General features: G+C 72.3%; 14 protein-coding genes. 9 read left to right on the top strand and 5 right to left on the bottom strand.

Annotated elements, in window-relative coordinates; translation table 11 throughout:
* Positions 1-102: 102 nt before the first annotated feature.
* On the bottom strand, positions 103-1,188 hold the full coding sequence (locus WBN91_RS09795; RefSeq protein WP_337726946.1) for an Rv2629 family ribosome hibernation factor: 1,086 nt from the start codon (positions 1,186-1,188) through the stop codon (positions 103-105).
* Positions 1,189-1,235: 47 nt separating this feature from the next.
* On the opposite strand from WBN91_RS09795, the gene WBN91_RS09800 reads away from it, so the two are divergent.
* Positions 1,236-1,931: an EcsC family protein gene (locus tag WBN91_RS09800; RefSeq protein WP_337726945.1), complete on the top strand. Its 696-nt coding sequence runs from the start codon at positions 1,236-1,238 to the stop codon at positions 1,929-1,931.
* Between the two features lie 6 nt (positions 1,932-1,937).
* On the opposite strand, the gene WBN91_RS09805 is transcribed toward WBN91_RS09800, so the two are convergent.
* On the bottom strand, positions 1,938-2,294 hold the full coding sequence (locus WBN91_RS09805; RefSeq protein ID WP_337726944.1) for a VOC family protein: 357 nt from the start codon (positions 2,292-2,294) through the stop codon (positions 1,938-1,940).
* A gap of 94 nt (positions 2,295-2,388) precedes the next feature.
* Here WBN91_RS09805 and WBN91_RS09810 point away from each other — a divergent pair, with 94 nt between their 5' ends.
* Positions 2,389-5,520, top strand: a complete 3,132-nt coding sequence (locus tag WBN91_RS09810; protein ID WP_337726943.1) for a BTAD domain-containing putative transcriptional regulator — start codon at positions 2,389-2,391, stop codon at positions 5,518-5,520.
* Here the strand turns inward: WBN91_RS09810 and WBN91_RS09815 are convergent.
* A complete protein-coding gene (locus WBN91_RS09815; protein ID WP_337726942.1) occupies positions 5,504-6,247 on the bottom strand; it encodes an ABC transporter permease in 744 nt (247 codons plus the stop codon). The genes WBN91_RS09810 and WBN91_RS09815 overlap by 17 nt on opposite strands.
* Positions 6,244-7,182, bottom strand: coding sequence for an ATP-binding cassette domain-containing protein (locus WBN91_RS09820; RefSeq protein WP_337726941.1), 939 nt, complete (start codon positions 7,180-7,182; stop codon positions 6,244-6,246). Before WBN91_RS09820 ends, WBN91_RS09815 begins: the two co-directional genes overlap by 4 nt.
* Before the next feature lie 134 nt (positions 7,183-7,316).
* Between WBN91_RS09820 and WBN91_RS09825 the strand changes: the two genes are divergently transcribed.
* The 7 genes from WBN91_RS09825 to WBN91_RS09855 all read left to right on the top strand — a co-directional run bounded on the left by WBN91_RS09825 (position 7,317) and on the right by WBN91_RS09855 (position 14,376).
* Positions 7,317-8,537, top strand: coding sequence for an MFS transporter (locus WBN91_RS09825; protein ID WP_337726940.1), 1,221 nt, complete (start codon positions 7,317-7,319; stop codon positions 8,535-8,537).
* Positions 8,538-8,712: 175 nt separating this feature from the next.
* Complete coding sequence (locus WBN91_RS09830) at positions 8,713-8,856, top strand: hypothetical protein (RefSeq protein WP_337726939.1); 144 nt, start codon at positions 8,713-8,715, stop codon at positions 8,854-8,856.
* A 32-nt stretch (positions 8,857-8,888) separates the two neighbouring features.
* The gene (locus tag WBN91_RS09835) at positions 8,889-9,083 is read left to right on the top strand and encodes a hypothetical protein (RefSeq protein ID WP_337726938.1); all 195 of its coding nucleotides are present in this window, start codon (positions 8,889-8,891) and stop codon (positions 9,081-9,083) included.
* A 188-nt stretch (positions 9,084-9,271) separates the two neighbouring features.
* Positions 9,272-12,028: a helix-turn-helix transcriptional regulator gene (locus WBN91_RS09840; protein ID WP_337726937.1), complete on the top strand. Its 2,757-nt coding sequence runs from the start codon at positions 9,272-9,274 to the stop codon at positions 12,026-12,028.
* 49 nt (positions 12,029-12,077) lie between these two features.
* Positions 12,078-12,611, top strand: coding sequence for an NADPH-dependent FMN reductase (locus WBN91_RS09845; RefSeq protein WP_337726936.1), 534 nt, complete (start codon positions 12,078-12,080; stop codon positions 12,609-12,611).
* Entirely contained in the window at positions 12,608-13,900 is a 1,293-nt protein-coding gene (locus WBN91_RS09850) for an MFS transporter (protein ID WP_337726935.1), read from the top strand. Before WBN91_RS09845 ends, WBN91_RS09850 begins: the two co-directional genes overlap by 4 nt.
* Positions 13,901-13,947: 47 nt before the next feature.
* A complete protein-coding gene (locus WBN91_RS09855) occupies positions 13,948-14,376 on the top strand; it encodes a CBS domain-containing protein (RefSeq protein ID WP_337726934.1) in 429 nt (142 codons plus the stop codon).
* 20 nt (positions 14,377-14,396) lie between these two features.
* On the opposite strand, the gene WBN91_RS09860 is transcribed toward WBN91_RS09855, so the two are convergent.
* Positions 14,397-14,924: a CGNR zinc finger domain-containing protein gene (locus WBN91_RS09860; protein ID WP_337726933.1), complete on the bottom strand. Its 528-nt coding sequence runs from the start codon at positions 14,922-14,924 to the stop codon at positions 14,397-14,399.
* Positions 14,925-14,997: the final 73 nt, after the last annotated feature.

The raw sequence follows: 14,997 nt of genomic DNA on the forward strand, positions 1-14,997 counted from the left end.
CTTCGGGCAGGCCATACGGGGATGACACAAGCAAGAAGCCCAAGTTGAGTTGTGTCCTCCCCGGCGGACTGCCCGCTTGGCGGCTTCGTGGGGGTGGTGCGGTTAGGTGTGGCGGAGTAGGGCGCCTACGCCTTCCCAGAGGTTGGCTTCCTCGGTGATTACCAGCTCTGCGCCGGTGGCGCTGGCTGCTACGGCTAGGACCTCGTCTGCCGGGTGTTGTTCGATCTGGTTCACGCCCAGGGCGCGTAGGTCGGACTCTCGTACTGCTACCTGGGACGGGTCGTCGCCGGCGAAGACCAAGCGGTCGTTCAGAGGGGTTCGGTCGGCTACCAGGAGGGCGGCTACGTTGGCTTCTCGTAGGGCCTCCACTACCTTTTCCATTCCCTGGACCGCTAGGCCGCCTTCTCGGCCGGATTCGGCTGTGAAGCGTTCTACCACGTTGTGTTCTTGGGTGTAGCGGTGTTGGGCTATGAGGGTTTGTACGGCTGCGTCGAAGGAGTCGTCGTCGGTGCCGTTGGAGAGGCTTGCGCCCTCGATCTCTACCAGGATTTCTTGGCACTTCGGGCCTAGTTCTTCGCGGATTGTTGCTCGGGCCTGGAGTTCGCCGCCCAAGATCAGCAGGCGTGCGTTGATGCTGGAGGCCAAGGTTTCGGCGGTCTCGGCTATGCGTGCCGCGTTGCGTTGGGCGGTTTCTTCGACCGTGTTCTGGAGGCGTTTGTGGGACCAGCCTCCGCCGCCGACCTTGTGCAGTGGGTGGGTTTCGCCGTGGACTTCCGTGTTTGTTTCTACCCTGCCGTCGTGGGCGTGGAGGTCGGCACCGGCGCGGTCGGCTAGGACGACCACGTGGGGGACTTCCGGGCCCAGCAGGCTTGCCAGGGGGAGCAGGTGGGGGCGGCGGGACCAGCGGGCCGTGTCCGAGGCCGGCGGGCGGGGTAGGGGGCGGTTCAAGAGCAGGTCGCCGTGGGCGGCGATCAAGGCTCGGCCGGCTTTGCCCACTGCGGGGTCCAGGGCCGCTGTGTCCATCGCGCGCAGTGTGTTCTCGTCGGCGCCCTGTCGGGCCAGTTCTTCGCGCAGCCCGCGCCAGCGCAGTTCCAGCGCCTTGGCCGCGTCCTCCGTGTCGTGTGAGGCGTCCAGGTAGACCGATGCGAACGGGCCCCGGTCTCGGACGACCTCTCCCAAGGTGGACATGTCCATGAGGGTCGGCTACCCCCTGCGGCGACGCGTAACCTCGTGTCATGGCCGACGAACCCGGTGCGCTGGCGAAGGCGCAGCAAGGAGCCGTGGACCACCTGCTCAAGGTCGGCATCGAGGGGTTCGGCCCGTTCAAGGGCGCCCACCGGATGGCCTCCGACCTGCTCGAGCAAGGGCTGACGCGGGACGAGGCGGTGCGCAATCTGATCCGCACGCACGTCACTGCGGCGGGCATCCAGGGGTTCGCCACGAACATCGGCGGGCTCATCACCCTGCCGGTGACCCTGCCCGCCAACATCGCCGCCGCCTACCTGGTGCAGACCCACCTGATCGCCTCCATCGCCGCCGTCTACGGGCACGACCTGGAGAGCGAGGAGGTGCGCACGGCGATCCTGGTGTGCCTGCTGGGCAACGCCGGGACCGAGGTGCTGAAGAAGGCGGGCATCAAGGTCGGCGCCAAGCTCACGATGAACCTGATCGAGCGAATCCCGGCCCAGTTGATCCGGGAGATCAACAAACGCGTCGGGTTCACCCTCCTGGCCAAGTACGGCACGTCGAAGGGCGCGATCACCCTGGCCAAGGGCGTCCCCCTGGTGGGTGGCGTGATCGGTGGCGGGTTCGACGCCGTGACGACGCGGGCGGTGGGTGGGTTCGCTCGGCGGTTCTTCTCCGAGCGGGCCGAGGTGCCGTTCGTCGTGGATGGGGAAGTGGTGGAGGAGCGGCGCGCCGAGTTGGAGTGACGGCGGTCAGTTCACGCACAGGCAGAACGGGTGGCCCGCCGGGTCGAGGAAGACGCGGAACGACGTGCCGGGCTGGTGTTCGGCCTTCGTGGCTCCGAGTGCGAGCACCTCGGCCTCGGCCGCGTCGAGGTCGTCGACCATGAGGTCCAGGTGCATCTGCTGGGGTTTCTCCTGCGTCGGCCACGTGGGCGGCGTGTAGTCGTCGACCTGCTGGAACGAGATGGACTGCCCGTGCTCGGCGCGGACGTCCGCCCAGTCGGAGCTGATGTCGACGTCCCACTCCAGCACCGCGCCGTAGAACTTCGCCAGCGCGGCCGGGTCGGGGCAGTCGATGACGATGCCGGGGAAGCGAGCGATAGCCATGCCGGCGATGCTAGGAGCGGTTCCGGACGATCCGCGACCGGAACATCCGGCGTTCCGACGAGGACAGTCACCCGTCTGGGGCAGAATCGTCGGAGTGCGGATCGGGGTGCTGGGGCCGTTCGAGGTCCACACGGGCGAGGGTGTCGTGGCGGACGTGCAAGGCGCCCGGTTGCGCGCGTTGGTGGTCGCGCTCGCGCTGGAACCCGGTCGGGTGGTGCAGAAGGCGGCGCTGGTCGACTGGATCTGGGGCGAGAACCCGCCCGCCGACGCCGCGAACGCGTTGCAGCGCTTGGCTTCCCGGCTGCGGCGGGTGCTGCCGGACGGGGTGGTCGACGGGCAGTCGGGCGGCTATCGGCTGGTGGTCGACCCGGACGCGGTCGACGCCGTCCGGTTCGAGCGCCTGCTCGGTGAGGCCCGCGGCGGCGACGACGCGCAGCGGGCCAAGGTGCTGCGCGAGGCGCTCGGGTTGTGGCGTGGCGCGGCCATGCAGGACGTCGGGCTGCTCGACAGCGAGGCGTTCGACGCGGCGGTCACCCGGTTGGAAGGGCTGCGGCTGGCGGCGCTGGAGGACCGGTTCGACGCCGAAGTCCGCCTGGGGCGCGGCGCGGACCTGGTCGCCGAGCTGACCGACCTGGTGGCCGCGCACCCGGTGCGGGAGCGGCTGGTCGCCGCGTTGATGCGCGCGCTCGGTGCGGCGGGCCGGGGCACGGAGGCGCTGCTGGTGTACCAGCGCGCACGGGAAGCCCTCGCCGACGCCCTGGGCGTGGACCCCTCGCCGGAGCTGGCCGCGCTGCACGTCGCCCTGCTGCGCGGCGAGGTGGGGCCGCGCGAGGAGGAGAGCCCGAAGACCAACCTGCGCGCCGAGCTGACCAGCTACGTCGGCAAGGACGACGACGTCGCCGCGGTGCGCGGGCTGGTCGCCGAGCACCGGCTGACGACCCTGATCGGGCCGGGCGGCTCGGGCAAGACCAGGCTGGCCGCGGAAACCGTGCGCACCCTGCTCGGCGACGTGCCGGACGGGGCCTGGATGGTCGAGCTGGCGTCGCTGGGCGCGGGCGGGGACGTGGCCCAGGCGACGCTGGGCGCGCTGCGGCTGCGCGACCCGCTGCTGGGCACGTCGGACCCCGAGCCGGTGGACCGGGTGGTCGCCGCGCTGCGGGACCGCGACGCCCTGCTCGTGCTGGACAACTGCGAGCACGTGATCGAGTCGGCCGCCGCGTTCGCCCACCGGGTGCTGGGCGAGTGCCGCCGGCTGCGCATCCTGGCCACGAGCCGGGAGCCGCTGGGCATCACCGGCGAGGCGCTGTGGCACGTCGTGCCGCTGGCGCTGCCCGCCGAGGGCGCGGGCGAGCGGGAGATCGAGGACTCCCCGGCCGTCCGGCTGCTGCGCGACCGGGCCGGCGCGGTGCGCAAGGACCTCGACGCCGACGCCCGCACCCTGGCCCGGGTCTGCCGGGCGCTGGACGGGATGCCGCTGGCCATCGAGCTGGCCGCCGCGCGGCTGCGCACCATGACCCTCGACCAGCTGGCCCACCGGCTGGACGACCGGTTCCGCCTGCTCACCGGCGGCAGCCGCACGGCCCTGCCGCGGCACCGGACGCTGCGCGCGGTGATCGACTGGAGCTGGGAGCTGCTCTCCGACGCCGAGCGGACGGTCCTGCGCAGGCTCTCGGTGTTCTCCGGCGGCGCGAGCCTGGAGGCGGCCGAACGGGTCTGCGCCGGCGGCGGGGTCGAGCCGGAGGACGTGCTCGAACTGCTCACCGCGCTGACCGAGAAGTCCCTGGTGGTCGTGGTCGGCGACCGGGTGCCGCGCTACCGGATGCTCGGCACGGTCAAGGAGTACGCGCAGCACCGGCTGGACGAGGCCGGCGAAGTCGACCTGGCCCGGCGGGCGCACCTGGCGCACTTCACCGACCTGGCCGAGACCGCCGAGCCGCACCTGCGTGCCGCCGAGCAACTGGAGTGGCTGGCCCTGCTCGAAGCCGAGCACGACAACATCGCGGCGGCCATGCGGGGCGCGGTCGCGGCGGGCGACGCGCAGGGCGCGATGCGGCTCGCGGCGGCGGCGGCCTGGTACTGGTGGCTGGGCGGGCACAAGGTCCTGGGCAACGAGCTGGTCATGGCGGCGGTCGGCACGCCCGGCGAGGTCGCCGACGAGATCCGGGCGATGGTCTACACGTTCGTCACGACGTTCCTGACCGCCGGGCGGGGCAGCGACCAGCACCACGCGCGGGACTGGATCCACCAGGTCCACGAGATCAGCGAGCGGGTCCCGGGCCTGCACCCGGCGGTGCGGCTGATCCTGCCGCTGGAACGCATGCTGCGGTCGCCGGAGGACGCCCTGTCGGCCTACGAACCGCTGCTGGACGACGAGGACCCTTGGGTGCGCTCGGTCGCCCGCCTCCACGTCGGCAAGATGCGGGTGATGAGCGGCGACGGCGGTCTGGAGGCCGACGCCCACCTCGAAGCGGCGCTGGCCGGGATGCGCGCGATCGGCGAGCGGTGGGGCCTGTCGTTCGCGTCGACCGAGCTGGCCAACCGGATCGCCATGCGCGGCGAGTTCACCCGGGCGTGCGAGCACATCGAGCAGGCGATCGCCGTGGTCACCGAGGTCGGCGCGCTGGAGGACGTCGTGCGGATGCGGGCGCGACAAGCCCAGCTGTACTGGTTGATGGGGGACAAGAGCGGGAGCGAGGTGGCCGTCACCGCCGCGCAGCGCGTCGCGGAACGGGTCGCCTGGCCGGACGCGTTGACCGACCTCGCTGTGGCCAAGGCGGAACTGGCCCGCTGGAACGGTGACACCGAGCAGGCGCGCCGGGAACTCGGCGTGGCCACGGCCCTGCTGGCCGAGAAGGCCGAGGAGCCGTCCATGCGCGCGATGACCGAGGACTTCCTCGGCTACCTGGCCGAGGACCTCGACCAGTCCCGCCGGCACCGGGCCGCCGCGTTCGCCGCGGCGGTGGAGGCCGGGCACCCGTTCTCGGTCGCACCGGTGCTCCTCGGGCTCGCGGACCTGGCGCTGCGCCGGGACGAGCCCGAGCAGGCCGCCCGGCTGCTCGGCGCGAGCGCCGGCGTCCTCGGCCTGCCCGACCGGTCCCAACCGGACCTGGCCCGGATCGAGGACGCCGCACGACGTCGCCTCGGTGACCAGGGGTTCACCGAGGCGACGCGGGAGGGCGAGCGGGCGGACTGGCGGGAGCTGGCGGCGGTCACGCTCGGCGGCTGAACGTCGTCCGCGCCCACACGTAGCCGACGACGGCGATCCCGACGCACCAGGCGACCGCCGCGATCGTCTGGCCGGTGGCGGGCGTGCCGGTGAAGTACCCGCGCACGCTCTCGATGATCGACGTGAACGGCTGGTACTCCGCGAACTGCCGGACACCCGGACCCATCTTCTCGGCCGGCACGATCGCGCTGCTGAAGAACGGCAGCATGATCAGCGGCACGGTGGCGAAACCGGCGGACTCCGGCGTCTTCGCGGCCATGCCCATCGCGATGGTCAGCCAGCCGATCGCGAAGCTGGCCAGCACCAGGACACCGGCCAGCGCGAGCCACTGACCGGCGGTCGCCGCCGGGCTGAACCCCAGCAGGAACGCCACGCCCAAGACCGCCGTGAGGGCGAGCACGGTCCGGACCACTGTGGACACCACGTGCCCGGTCAGCACCGCGCCGCGCGAGACGTCCATGACCCTGAACCGGTTGATGATGCCCTTGGTCATGTCCGAGTTGACCGCGGTGGCGGTGGCGCTGAGCCCGTACCCGAGGGTCATCATCAGCATGCCCGGTGTGGCGTAGTCGATGTAGTCGACACCCACGTCGAAGGCGTCGCCGAAGACGTAGACGAACATCAGCATCATCACGATCGGCATGAGGATCGCGTTGAACAGCGCGACCGGGCTGCGCAGGGTGTGCTTGACGTTGCGGCGCAACATGATCCCAGCGTCGGTGCTCATCGGACCGAGGCCTCCTTGTTCGAGTGACCGGTGAGGGCGAGGAAGACGTCGTCGAGGTCGGGCAGGTGCACGGTGAACTCCTCGACGTCCACCGCGTACTCGTCGAGCCGGTCCAGCAGGGCGCGCAACGACTTCGCGCCGCCGTCGCTGGGCACCCGCAGGACCAGGTCGTCCTCGTCGGGCGTGCCGGCGGCCAGGACGCGGGCCGCGGCGGCGAGGTGCGTCGCGTCGGCGAACCGGAGCTGGACGTGGCCGCCGGGGACGAGCCGCTTGAGCTGCGCCGGGGTGCCCTCGGCGACGAGCTTGCCCTGGTCGAGCACGGCGATCTTGTCGGCGAGCTGGTCGGCTTCTTCGAGGTACTGGGTGGTGAGGAAGATGGTCATGCCGTCGGCGACCAGTTCGCGGACGATGCTCCACATCGTGCGGCGGCTGCGCGGGTCCAGGCCGGTGGTCGGCTCGTCCAGGAAGACCACCCGGGGCTTGCCGACCAGGGTCATCGCCAGGTCGAGCTTGCGGCGCATGCCGCCGGAGTAGGTCGAGGCGAGCTTGCCCGCCGACTCCTCCAGGCCGAAGCGCCCGAGCAGGTCGGCGACGACCCGCGTGGACTCCGCCGCCGGCAGGTGGTGCAGGTCCGCCATGAGCTGGAGGTTCTCCCGGCCCGACAGCAGTTCGTCGACCGAGGCGAACTGGCCGGTGACCCCGATGGCCGCGCGGACCGCCTTGGTCTCGGTGGCGATGTCGTGCCCGGCCACGTGGACGGTGCCGGCGTCGGCCTTGAGCAGCGTGGTGAGCACGTTGACGGTCGTGGTCTTGCCGGCGCCGTTCGGGCCGAGCAGGGAGAACACCGTGCCGGAGGGGACATCGAGGTCGATGCCGTCCAACACCACCTTGTCCTTGTAGGACTTCCGCAGTCCCGAGGCCTTGATCGCTGTCATGCGCTTACTGTCGCCAGGGCGCCTGACACGGACCTGTTCCCGACCTGACACCGGGCTGCTCCCTCGATTGGCCCAAGAATTCGGGACGCTCTTGGCGCTTCACCTGGGCCAATCACCCGATTAGCGTAGCGATCATGGGGACGACGAAGCGGCTCGCGCTGGCGCAGGCGGTCAACTCGGTGGGCGATGGCGCGTTCTACGTGTCGTCCGCGCTGTTCTTCACGCGGGTCGTCGGGCTGTCCGTCGCGCAGGTCGGGTTCGCCCTGACCGCGGCGTGGGCGGTAGGGGCGGTGGCCGGGGTGCCGCTGGGGCAGCTCGCCGACCGGTTCGGGGCGCGGCGGATCGCGGTCGCGCTGGCCGTGGTGACGGCGGGGGCGTTGGCGTTGTTCCTGGTCGTGCGGTCGCTGCCGGCGTTCCTCGCGGCGGCGTGCGTCTACACCTCCGGGCAGAGCGGGTTGCAGGCCGCGCGGCAGGCGCTGCTGGCGGGGTTGGTCGAGCCGGAGCGGCGGACGCGGGTGCGGGCGGTCCTCCAGTCGGTGCTCAACGCCGGGCTCGCGGTCGGGGCCGGGCTGGGGGCGGTCGCGCTGCACCTGGACACGCCGGTGGCGTACCTCGCGGTGTTCGCGGTCGACGCCGCCGGGTTCCTGGTCGCCGCCGTGGTGCTGCTCGGGTTGCCCGAGGTCGTGGTGCGGGTGTCCGGGCCGAAGCGGGCGGGTGTGCTGCGGGACCGTCCTTACGCCGTCGTGGCCTTGTTGAACGCGATCATGTTGCTGTACATGCCGATGCTGAGCCTGGTCATTCCACTGTGGATCGTGCAGCGGACGGAGGCTCCGGCGTGGGTGGTGGGCGCGCTGTTCGTGCTCAACACCGGCGCTGTGGTGGTGGGGCAGGTGCGGCTCGCGCGTGGTGTGACGGACCTGCGCACGGCAGTGCGGTCGGTGCGGCGCGGCGGGGTGTTGCTGCTGGTGTCGTGCGGGGTGTTCGCGCTGTCCGAAGGGCGTGGCGTGTGGGTCGCGGTGGCCGTGCTCGTGGTCGGGGCGGCGGTGCAGGTCGTGGGGGAGATGTTCCACGGCGCCGGGTCGTGGGAGATCGGGTTCGGGCTCGCGCCCGCCGACAAGCAAGGGCAGTACCAGGGCTTCTACGGGACGGGCGCGGCCGTGGCGCGGACCGTCGGCCCGCTGCTGCTGACCACGCTGGTGCTGGGCGGCGGCGCGGTGGGGTGGCTGGCGCTGGGCGGGCTGTTCCTGGCGGCGGCGTTGGCGACGGGTCCGGCGGTGCGGTGGTCGGTTGCCCGTTCGGGTGGTGACACTGATCGCTCGGAAAAGTTCTTGGCAGGTGCGGAGGGGACGCGCTAACGTCATCGACATGTTCTTCCAGATCTACCTCTGAGGATTCCTCCTCCCGCGCCGCACGCGAGGCGATTGCGCCCGTGCCGAGCGCCCTTTCCTGGTGGCCCTAGCGGCTCTCTGACGACACGTCTGCGGTCGTCTGCCTTTGCACGCCTCGAAATTCACGTCAGGAGGCGGTCGCATGCCCACCATGCGCAACGAACCACCACACGACGGTCTGCCGACCAACCGGAAGGCCCGTCGTACCCCGGGTGCGGCCCAGCCGCGCTTCGGCGGGGGACGCCTCGTCGTCAACCCGCGCCAGTACGCCATGCGGCGTCGCTGACCAGCGACAACGCCACACCTAGGAGGGGTCCGATGACCGAGCAGCCCACCACCCCGGCCGACGGCGAGCAGCCCGAGCAGGCCGAGCACGTCGAACCGGAGTACGTGCCCAACCGCCGCGAACGGCGCGGCCACGCCCAGAAGAACGGCGGCGTGAACAAGAACCCCGGCCAACCGCACCAGGCGAACTTCGTCGGGCGCAGGCTCTTCCGCCGCAACGGCGGCTGAGCGCCCCGCGGCCTGCGGCCCCCGATGTCCATTGTCTCATCGGGGTCCGACAATCCGCGTGTTCCTTCGGGGACCGACGGTTCGCCGCGGACGGCCATTCGACACCGCTGACACCGTGCTCATCACACGGTGTCAGCGGTGTGCCGTTTTTCTTTGCGTGCGCGCGCACGGGTTAGGCTCGGTTCGTCATGAGCGCGCAGCGGGTGAGTCCGGTCCTGGTCGGGCGGGGCGCGGAGACGGCCCGGCTGGTCGAGGCGTTCGCCGACGCGCCCGCGACCGTGCTGCTCGGCGGTGAGGCCGGTGTCGGGAAGTCCCGGCTGGTGGCGGAGTTCGTCGCCGGGCTGGACGCGCGGGTGCTGGTCGGCGGGTGCGTCGAGTTGGACGGGTTGCCGTTCGCGCCGTTCGTCGCCGCGTTGCGCGGGGTCGAGTTGGGTGAGGCGGAGCGGGTCGCCCTCGCGCCGCTCGTGCCCGGATTGGTCGACGCGCGTCCGGGTGACGAGGCTCGTCCCCGGCTCTTCGAGGGTGTGCTCGCGCTGCTGTCCCGGCTGTCCGAGACCCGGCCCGTGGTGCTGGTCGTGGAGGACGCGCACTGGGCCGACCGGTCCAGCCGCGACCTGCTGGACTTCCTGGTCCGCAACCAGCGCGCGGTGCCGCGGTCGTTGATCGTGGTCACCCACCGGACCGACGAGACCAGCCGTCCGCTGCGGGCGGTGCTGGCGGAGCTCGGGCGGGTGCCGTGGGTGCGCGCGGTCGAGCTGGGGCGGTTGTCCGCGCGGGACGTCCAGGCGCAGTTGCGGGAGATCCTGGGTGCGGAGCCCGATCCGGAGTTCGCGCGGACGGTGTTCCGGCGCAGCGCGGGCAACCCGTTGTTCGTGGAAGCCCTGCTGGACGGGTCCGCCGGGCGGTCCCTGGCGGAACTGCTGCTGGGCCGCGTGGACCGGCTCGGGCCGGACGCGGTGGCGATCGTGCGCGCGGCGGCGGTCGGTGGCGCGCGGGTGCCGCACGCGGTGCTGAGCCGGGTCGTCGACACCACCGCCATCAGGTCCACTGTGGACGGTGGCGTGCTGGTCGTTGACGGCGACGGCTACGCCTTCCGGCACGCCCTGATCCGGGACGCGGTGTGCGCCGACCTGCTGCCCGGCGAACGGGTCGACCTGCACGCCCGCTACGCGCGCGCCCTGCCCCCGGACGCCGCCGCCGAACTGACCCACCACCGCCACGCCGCCGGCGACCTGACCGGCGCCGTCGAAGCCGCGTGGCACGCCGCCGACACCGCCCGCCGCGCCCTCGCCCACGCCGAACAACTGGCCATGCTCGAACGCGTCCTCACCCTGTGGGAGCACGCCGGACACCTCGCCGTGGACCGGAACACCGTGCTGGAGAACGCGGGCGAAGCCGCGTGGCGGGCCGGCGAGGACACCCGAGGCGTCGAACTGACCACCGAACTATTGGCGGCTCTCGACGTCGACGCCGAACGCATCCGCTACGCGGCGGTCCTGGAGCAGCGCGCCCGGATGCTGGCCCGCCTGGGCCGCCCGGAGGCGTTGGAGGACCACCGCCGCGCCGTCGACATCGTCCCGGACGGTCACGCCATCCGCGGCTACCTGCTCAACTCCCTCGCCGGAAGGCTCATGGAGGTGCCCGCGCCGGACGAGGCCCGCACCGTCGCCGAACAGGCCCTGGCCGCCTCGCACCACGCCGGCGACGACCCGTCCGAGGCCGCCGCCCTGATCACCCTCGCCGCGCTGGACGCCCGCCAGGGCGACCTGGACGCCCAACTACCGCGCCTGACCAAGGCCGCCGCGATCGCCGAATCCGTCGCCGCTCACCAGATCCGGCTGCGCGCCCTGCGCTGGGAGTCGTCCCTGTGCGAGGCGTTCGGGAGGCTGGACCGCGCCGAGGAGTTGGCCCGCAAGGGCATCCGAACCGCGCAAGAGTTGGGCCTGGCCCGGTCCGCAGGCGTCGAACACGCGGTGGCGCTGACCATGACACTGGTCGCGGCGGGCAGGTGGGACGAGGCCGTGGAATCCGCCGACCACGCCCTGGACCACGCCCCACCACCCAACCACCAGGCACACCTGCTGTGCCTCAAGGGTTTCGTGGACCTGCACCGCGGTGATCTCGACCGAGCAGCATGGGCCGTAGCCCGAGCACACGACCTGGTCGACGGCGGCTTCACCCAAGACCCACTCCTCCCGACCCGCCTGGAGGCGGAGGTCCGCTTGGCACAGGGTCACGACGCCGCCGAGGTCTTGTCTCCAGTCCTGGCCCTACCCCACCTGCCACACGTCTCCCGCTTCGCCTGGCCCCTCCTGGTGACCGCCCGCAGAGCCGGCCTGATCACGCCCGCCGAGACCTCCCAAGCCGCCGGTTTTGTCGGTACCCCGTGGGACAATGGAGACGGGGGCCGGAGGCCGCGCCCCACCCCGCCTGACCTGCCGCAACCGCCAGAGCTGCCGCAACCGCCGGAGCTCCCGGTCGTCGGCCCTGTGCAGCGGGCCTGGTCGCTGACCTTCCACGGCTCACCCGAGGCGATCCCCGCGTGGGAGGCGCTCGGCCAGCCCTTCCACCTCGCCTCCGCCCTCCTCGACCACGCCGCCCAGGACCCGAAAGCCCGCGCCGACCACCTGCGCCGGGCCGTCACCCTGGCGGACGCCCTGCAAGCCGAGCCCCTGCGCACCCGTGCCGCCGACCTCGCCCGCCGCGCCCACGTGACCCTCACCGGCGAAGGCGCCGCCAAGCGCACCGGCTTCGGCCTGACCGCCCGCGAGGTGGAGATCCTGCGGCTGGTCACCGACGGGCTGGCCAACCGGGAGATCGCCGAGCGCCTGTTCATCTCGGCGAAGACCGCGAGCGTGCACGTGTCGAACATCCTCGGCAAGCTCGGCGTGGCCAACCGTGTCGAGGCCGCCGCCACCGCGCACCGACTGCGACTCTTCGAATAGGGCTGTCGCCCGATGTGCCACCACCCGCCTTAGACCGACCGTCTTGTCCATGACGATCACGATCCTGGGCATCGCGGGCAGCCTGCGCGCGGAGTCGTTCAACCGCAGGCTCCTCGCCGCCGCCCGCCACGAGCTGCCGCCCGGCGCGGAACTGGTGGTGTGGGACGACCTGGCCGCCGTGCCCCCGTTCGACGAGGACGCCGAGGAGGCGCCGGGCGAAGCCGTCACCGGGCTGCGCAAGGCCGTCGCCGAGGCCCACGCGGTGCTCATCGCGACCCCCGAGTACAACAACTCCCTCCCCGGACAGCTGAAAAACGCACTCGACTGGGCGTCCCGCCCGTACGGCGCTGGTGCGCTGACCGGCAAGCCCGCCGGAGTGGTGGGCGCGAGCCCTGGTCCGCGCGGCGCGATCTCCGCGCAGGCCGACGCACGCCGCGTGCTGGCCGCGTCCGGAGCGCTGGTGGTGCCCGGTGAGGTGGCGGTGGGGCACGCGGTCCGCCGGTTCGACGAGCACGGCCGCCTGCTCGACCACGACCTGCGCACGGCCCTGGCCGACCTGCTGACCGCGTTGGTGCGCGCATGACCCGCTGGGGCGCGGTGGTGGCGGTGGCCCTGTCCGTGGTGCTCGCGGCGCTGGACCTGACCGCCGTGGTGGTGGCGTTGCCGCTGATGGGGGAGGACCTGGGTGCGGGACCGACCGTGACCCAATGGGTGCTGCACGCCTACAACCTGCCGATGGTGGCGTTGAGCATCCCGGCCGGGCGGTGGCTGGACCGCGCTGGGCACCGGCCCGCGTTCCTGCTGTCGGTGGTCGGGTTCGGTGTGGCCAGTCTGGCGATCGCGCTGGCCCCGACCGCGGAGCTGGTGCTGGCGGGCCGGGCGGCGCAGGGCGTGTTCAGCGCGTTGATCGGCGCGGTGACCATGCCGGTGATCAGCGCGGTGGTCCACCCGCGGCACCGGGGGCGGGCGATGGGCCTGGTGCTGACGCTGATCCCGTTGAGCGGGGTCGCGGGGCCGGCGCTGGGCGGGGTGCTGACCGACGCGTTCGGGTGGCGGTCGGTGTTCCTCATCAACGTGCCGGTCGTGCTGGTGGCCGTGGTGGTCGGGCTGCGGACCATCGCGCGGTCCGAGCGCGGGCTGCCGTGGCCCGGCAAACGTTTGCTGCTGGAGGCGGCGGTCGTCGGTGTCGGGGCGACGGCGTTGTTCGTGCACGTGTACCTGCTGCCGGTGACGGTGTTGGCGCTCGTGGTGTGGCTGCGGCTGCCGGAGGCGCGGCCGGTGCGGGACATGCTGCGCCGGCCCCGGCTGAGCCTGGCCCTGGTGTCGATGCCGCTGATCATCGTGGGCATCGCCGCGCTGAACTTCGCCGTCCCCTACCTGATCGCCGACCGGCCCGCGGTCGTCATCGGCGTGGCGGTGCTGTCGATGTCGGCGGGCATGGCGGTGTTCTCGCCGATCGCGGGCGTGCTGGCGGACCGGTTCGGCGCGCGCCCGGTGGCGGCGGTCGGCGCGGTGGTCGCCCTGGTCGGCACGGCCTTGCTGCTGCCCGTGGACGCCACGACCCCGACCGCGGACCTGGTCTGGCGGCTGGCGGTGCTGGGCGTCGGGCACGGCCTGTTCGCGGGCCCCAACGCCGCCGCGATCCTGGCCGAGACCCCGCCGGACCTGGTCGGCACGTCCGGCGGCCTGACCTCCCTGCTGCGCACGCTGGGCTTCTCGGCCGGACCGGCGCTGGCTGCGGCGATCGGCGCATTCACCCCTGCGCTCATCGCGTTGCTCGTGGTCACGGCGCTCGGTATCACCGCGTCGGCCGCACAATTGCGGTGGTCCCATCGGGCGCATGATCTGCCGTTCGAGCGCCGGGCGAACTAGCCTGAGGCGGGTAGCACCGGATCTGGCTCGGATCAGGGAGGCGCCACATGAGGATCGCTGACGTCCTGCGGACCAAGGGTTCGGCCGTCGCGACGGTCGGGACCAGAGCGTCGGTGGCGGAGCTGGTAGCCGCGCTGGCCGAGCACAACGTGGGTGCGATGGTCGTCGTGGGACCGGACGGCATCGCGGGGATCGTGTCGGAGCGGGACGTCGTGCGCCGGCTGCACGACCGGGGACCGGCCCTGTTGGAGGACCCGGTCGAGGAGATCATGACTGCCGAGGTCCACACCTGTTCGCCGAAGGACTCGGTGGAGAGCCTGTCGGTCCTGATGACCCAACGCCGCATCCGCCACGTGCCGGTGGTGTCGGACGGGGAGCTGGTCGGCATCGTGAGCATCGGCGACGTGGTGAAGAGCCGCATCAGCCAACTGGAAGAGGACCAGGACCAGCTGACCGCCTACATCGTCCAGGGCTGACCGCCCGCCCACCGCACCCGTCAGTCGCGGGTGCGGTGGTAGTGGCGGCTCACCCGGGCCCGGTTGCCGCAGGAGGGCTTGCACCACTGCTGCTTGGGGTGCGTGCGGACGAAGAAGCGGATGCAGCGGGGGGACGGGCAGGCGCGCAGGTCGGGGCTCTGGTCGCCGGCCAGGAGTTCCATCGTGTCGGTCGCCAGGTCGGCCAGCAGGCGTTCGCCGGGCGTGGCCGAGTCGACGTGGTGGAGGGTCGGCGGGGTGCCCCAGCGGAGTTCGGCGGCCCTGGGGGCGGCGGCTGCGGCGGCGTTGATCCGGGCCAGGGCCTCCTCCAGCGGACGCAGGTAGGGGGTGTCCACGCGGGTGCCGGCGGCGGACGCGTGGGCCAGCAGGGAGCGCACCGCCCAGCGCAGGTCGTGGACCTGGTGCAGGAGCGCCTCGGTGGCGGGCATGCCGGACCACGCCTCCAGCGCGGCCACGGTGGGCAGGGTGTCTTCCAGGCCGCCGTGTCCGTCGTGCCGGATCGTGGCGGCGAACTCCAGCGCGCGGTTCATCCTGCTCATCCTAATGGACTTCGGGGCGGCGACCCGCTAGGTTGCCTAACGGGTTAACGCACTCGTTCCATTA

Source organism: Saccharothrix sp. CCNWYY140, assembly GCF_037401995.1.
Taxonomy (GTDB): domain Bacteria; phylum Actinomycetota; class Actinomycetes; order Mycobacteriales; family Pseudonocardiaceae; genus Actinosynnema.

Coding starts and splice junctions, on each gene's coding strand:
- WBN91_RS09830 (WP_337726939.1), top strand. CDS start 8,713: ATGCCCACCATGCGCAACGAACCACCACACGACGGTCTGCCGACCAAC.
- WBN91_RS09860 (WP_337726933.1), bottom strand. CDS start 14,924: ATGAACCGCGCGCTGGAGTTCGCCGCCACGATCCGGCACGACGGACAC.
- WBN91_RS09850 (WP_337726935.1), top strand. CDS start 12,608: ATGACCCGCTGGGGCGCGGTGGTGGCGGTGGCCCTGTCCGTGGTGCTC.
- WBN91_RS09845 (WP_337726936.1), top strand. CDS start 12,078: ATGACGATCACGATCCTGGGCATCGCGGGCAGCCTGCGCGCGGAGTCG.
- WBN91_RS09835 (WP_337726938.1), top strand. CDS start 8,889: ATGACCGAGCAGCCCACCACCCCGGCCGACGGCGAGCAGCCCGAGCAG.
- WBN91_RS09820 (WP_337726941.1), bottom strand. CDS start 7,182: ATGACAGCGATCAAGGCCTCGGGACTGCGGAAGTCCTACAAGGACAAG.
- WBN91_RS09800 (WP_337726945.1), top strand. CDS start 1,236: ATGGCCGACGAACCCGGTGCGCTGGCGAAGGCGCAGCAAGGAGCCGTG.
- WBN91_RS09805 (WP_337726944.1), bottom strand. CDS start 2,294: ATGGCTATCGCTCGCTTCCCCGGCATCGTCATCGACTGCCCCGACCCG.
- WBN91_RS09825 (WP_337726940.1), top strand. CDS start 7,317: ATGGGGACGACGAAGCGGCTCGCGCTGGCGCAGGCGGTCAACTCGGTG.
- WBN91_RS09815 (WP_337726942.1), bottom strand. CDS start 6,247: ATGAGCACCGACGCTGGGATCATGTTGCGCCGCAACGTCAAGCACACC.
- WBN91_RS09795 (WP_337726946.1), bottom strand. CDS start 1,188: ATGTCCACCTTGGGAGAGGTCGTCCGAGACCGGGGCCCGTTCGCATCG.
- WBN91_RS09855 (WP_337726934.1), top strand. CDS start 13,948: ATGAGGATCGCTGACGTCCTGCGGACCAAGGGTTCGGCCGTCGCGACG.
- WBN91_RS09840 (WP_337726937.1), top strand. CDS start 9,272: ATGAGCGCGCAGCGGGTGAGTCCGGTCCTGGTCGGGCGGGGCGCGGAG.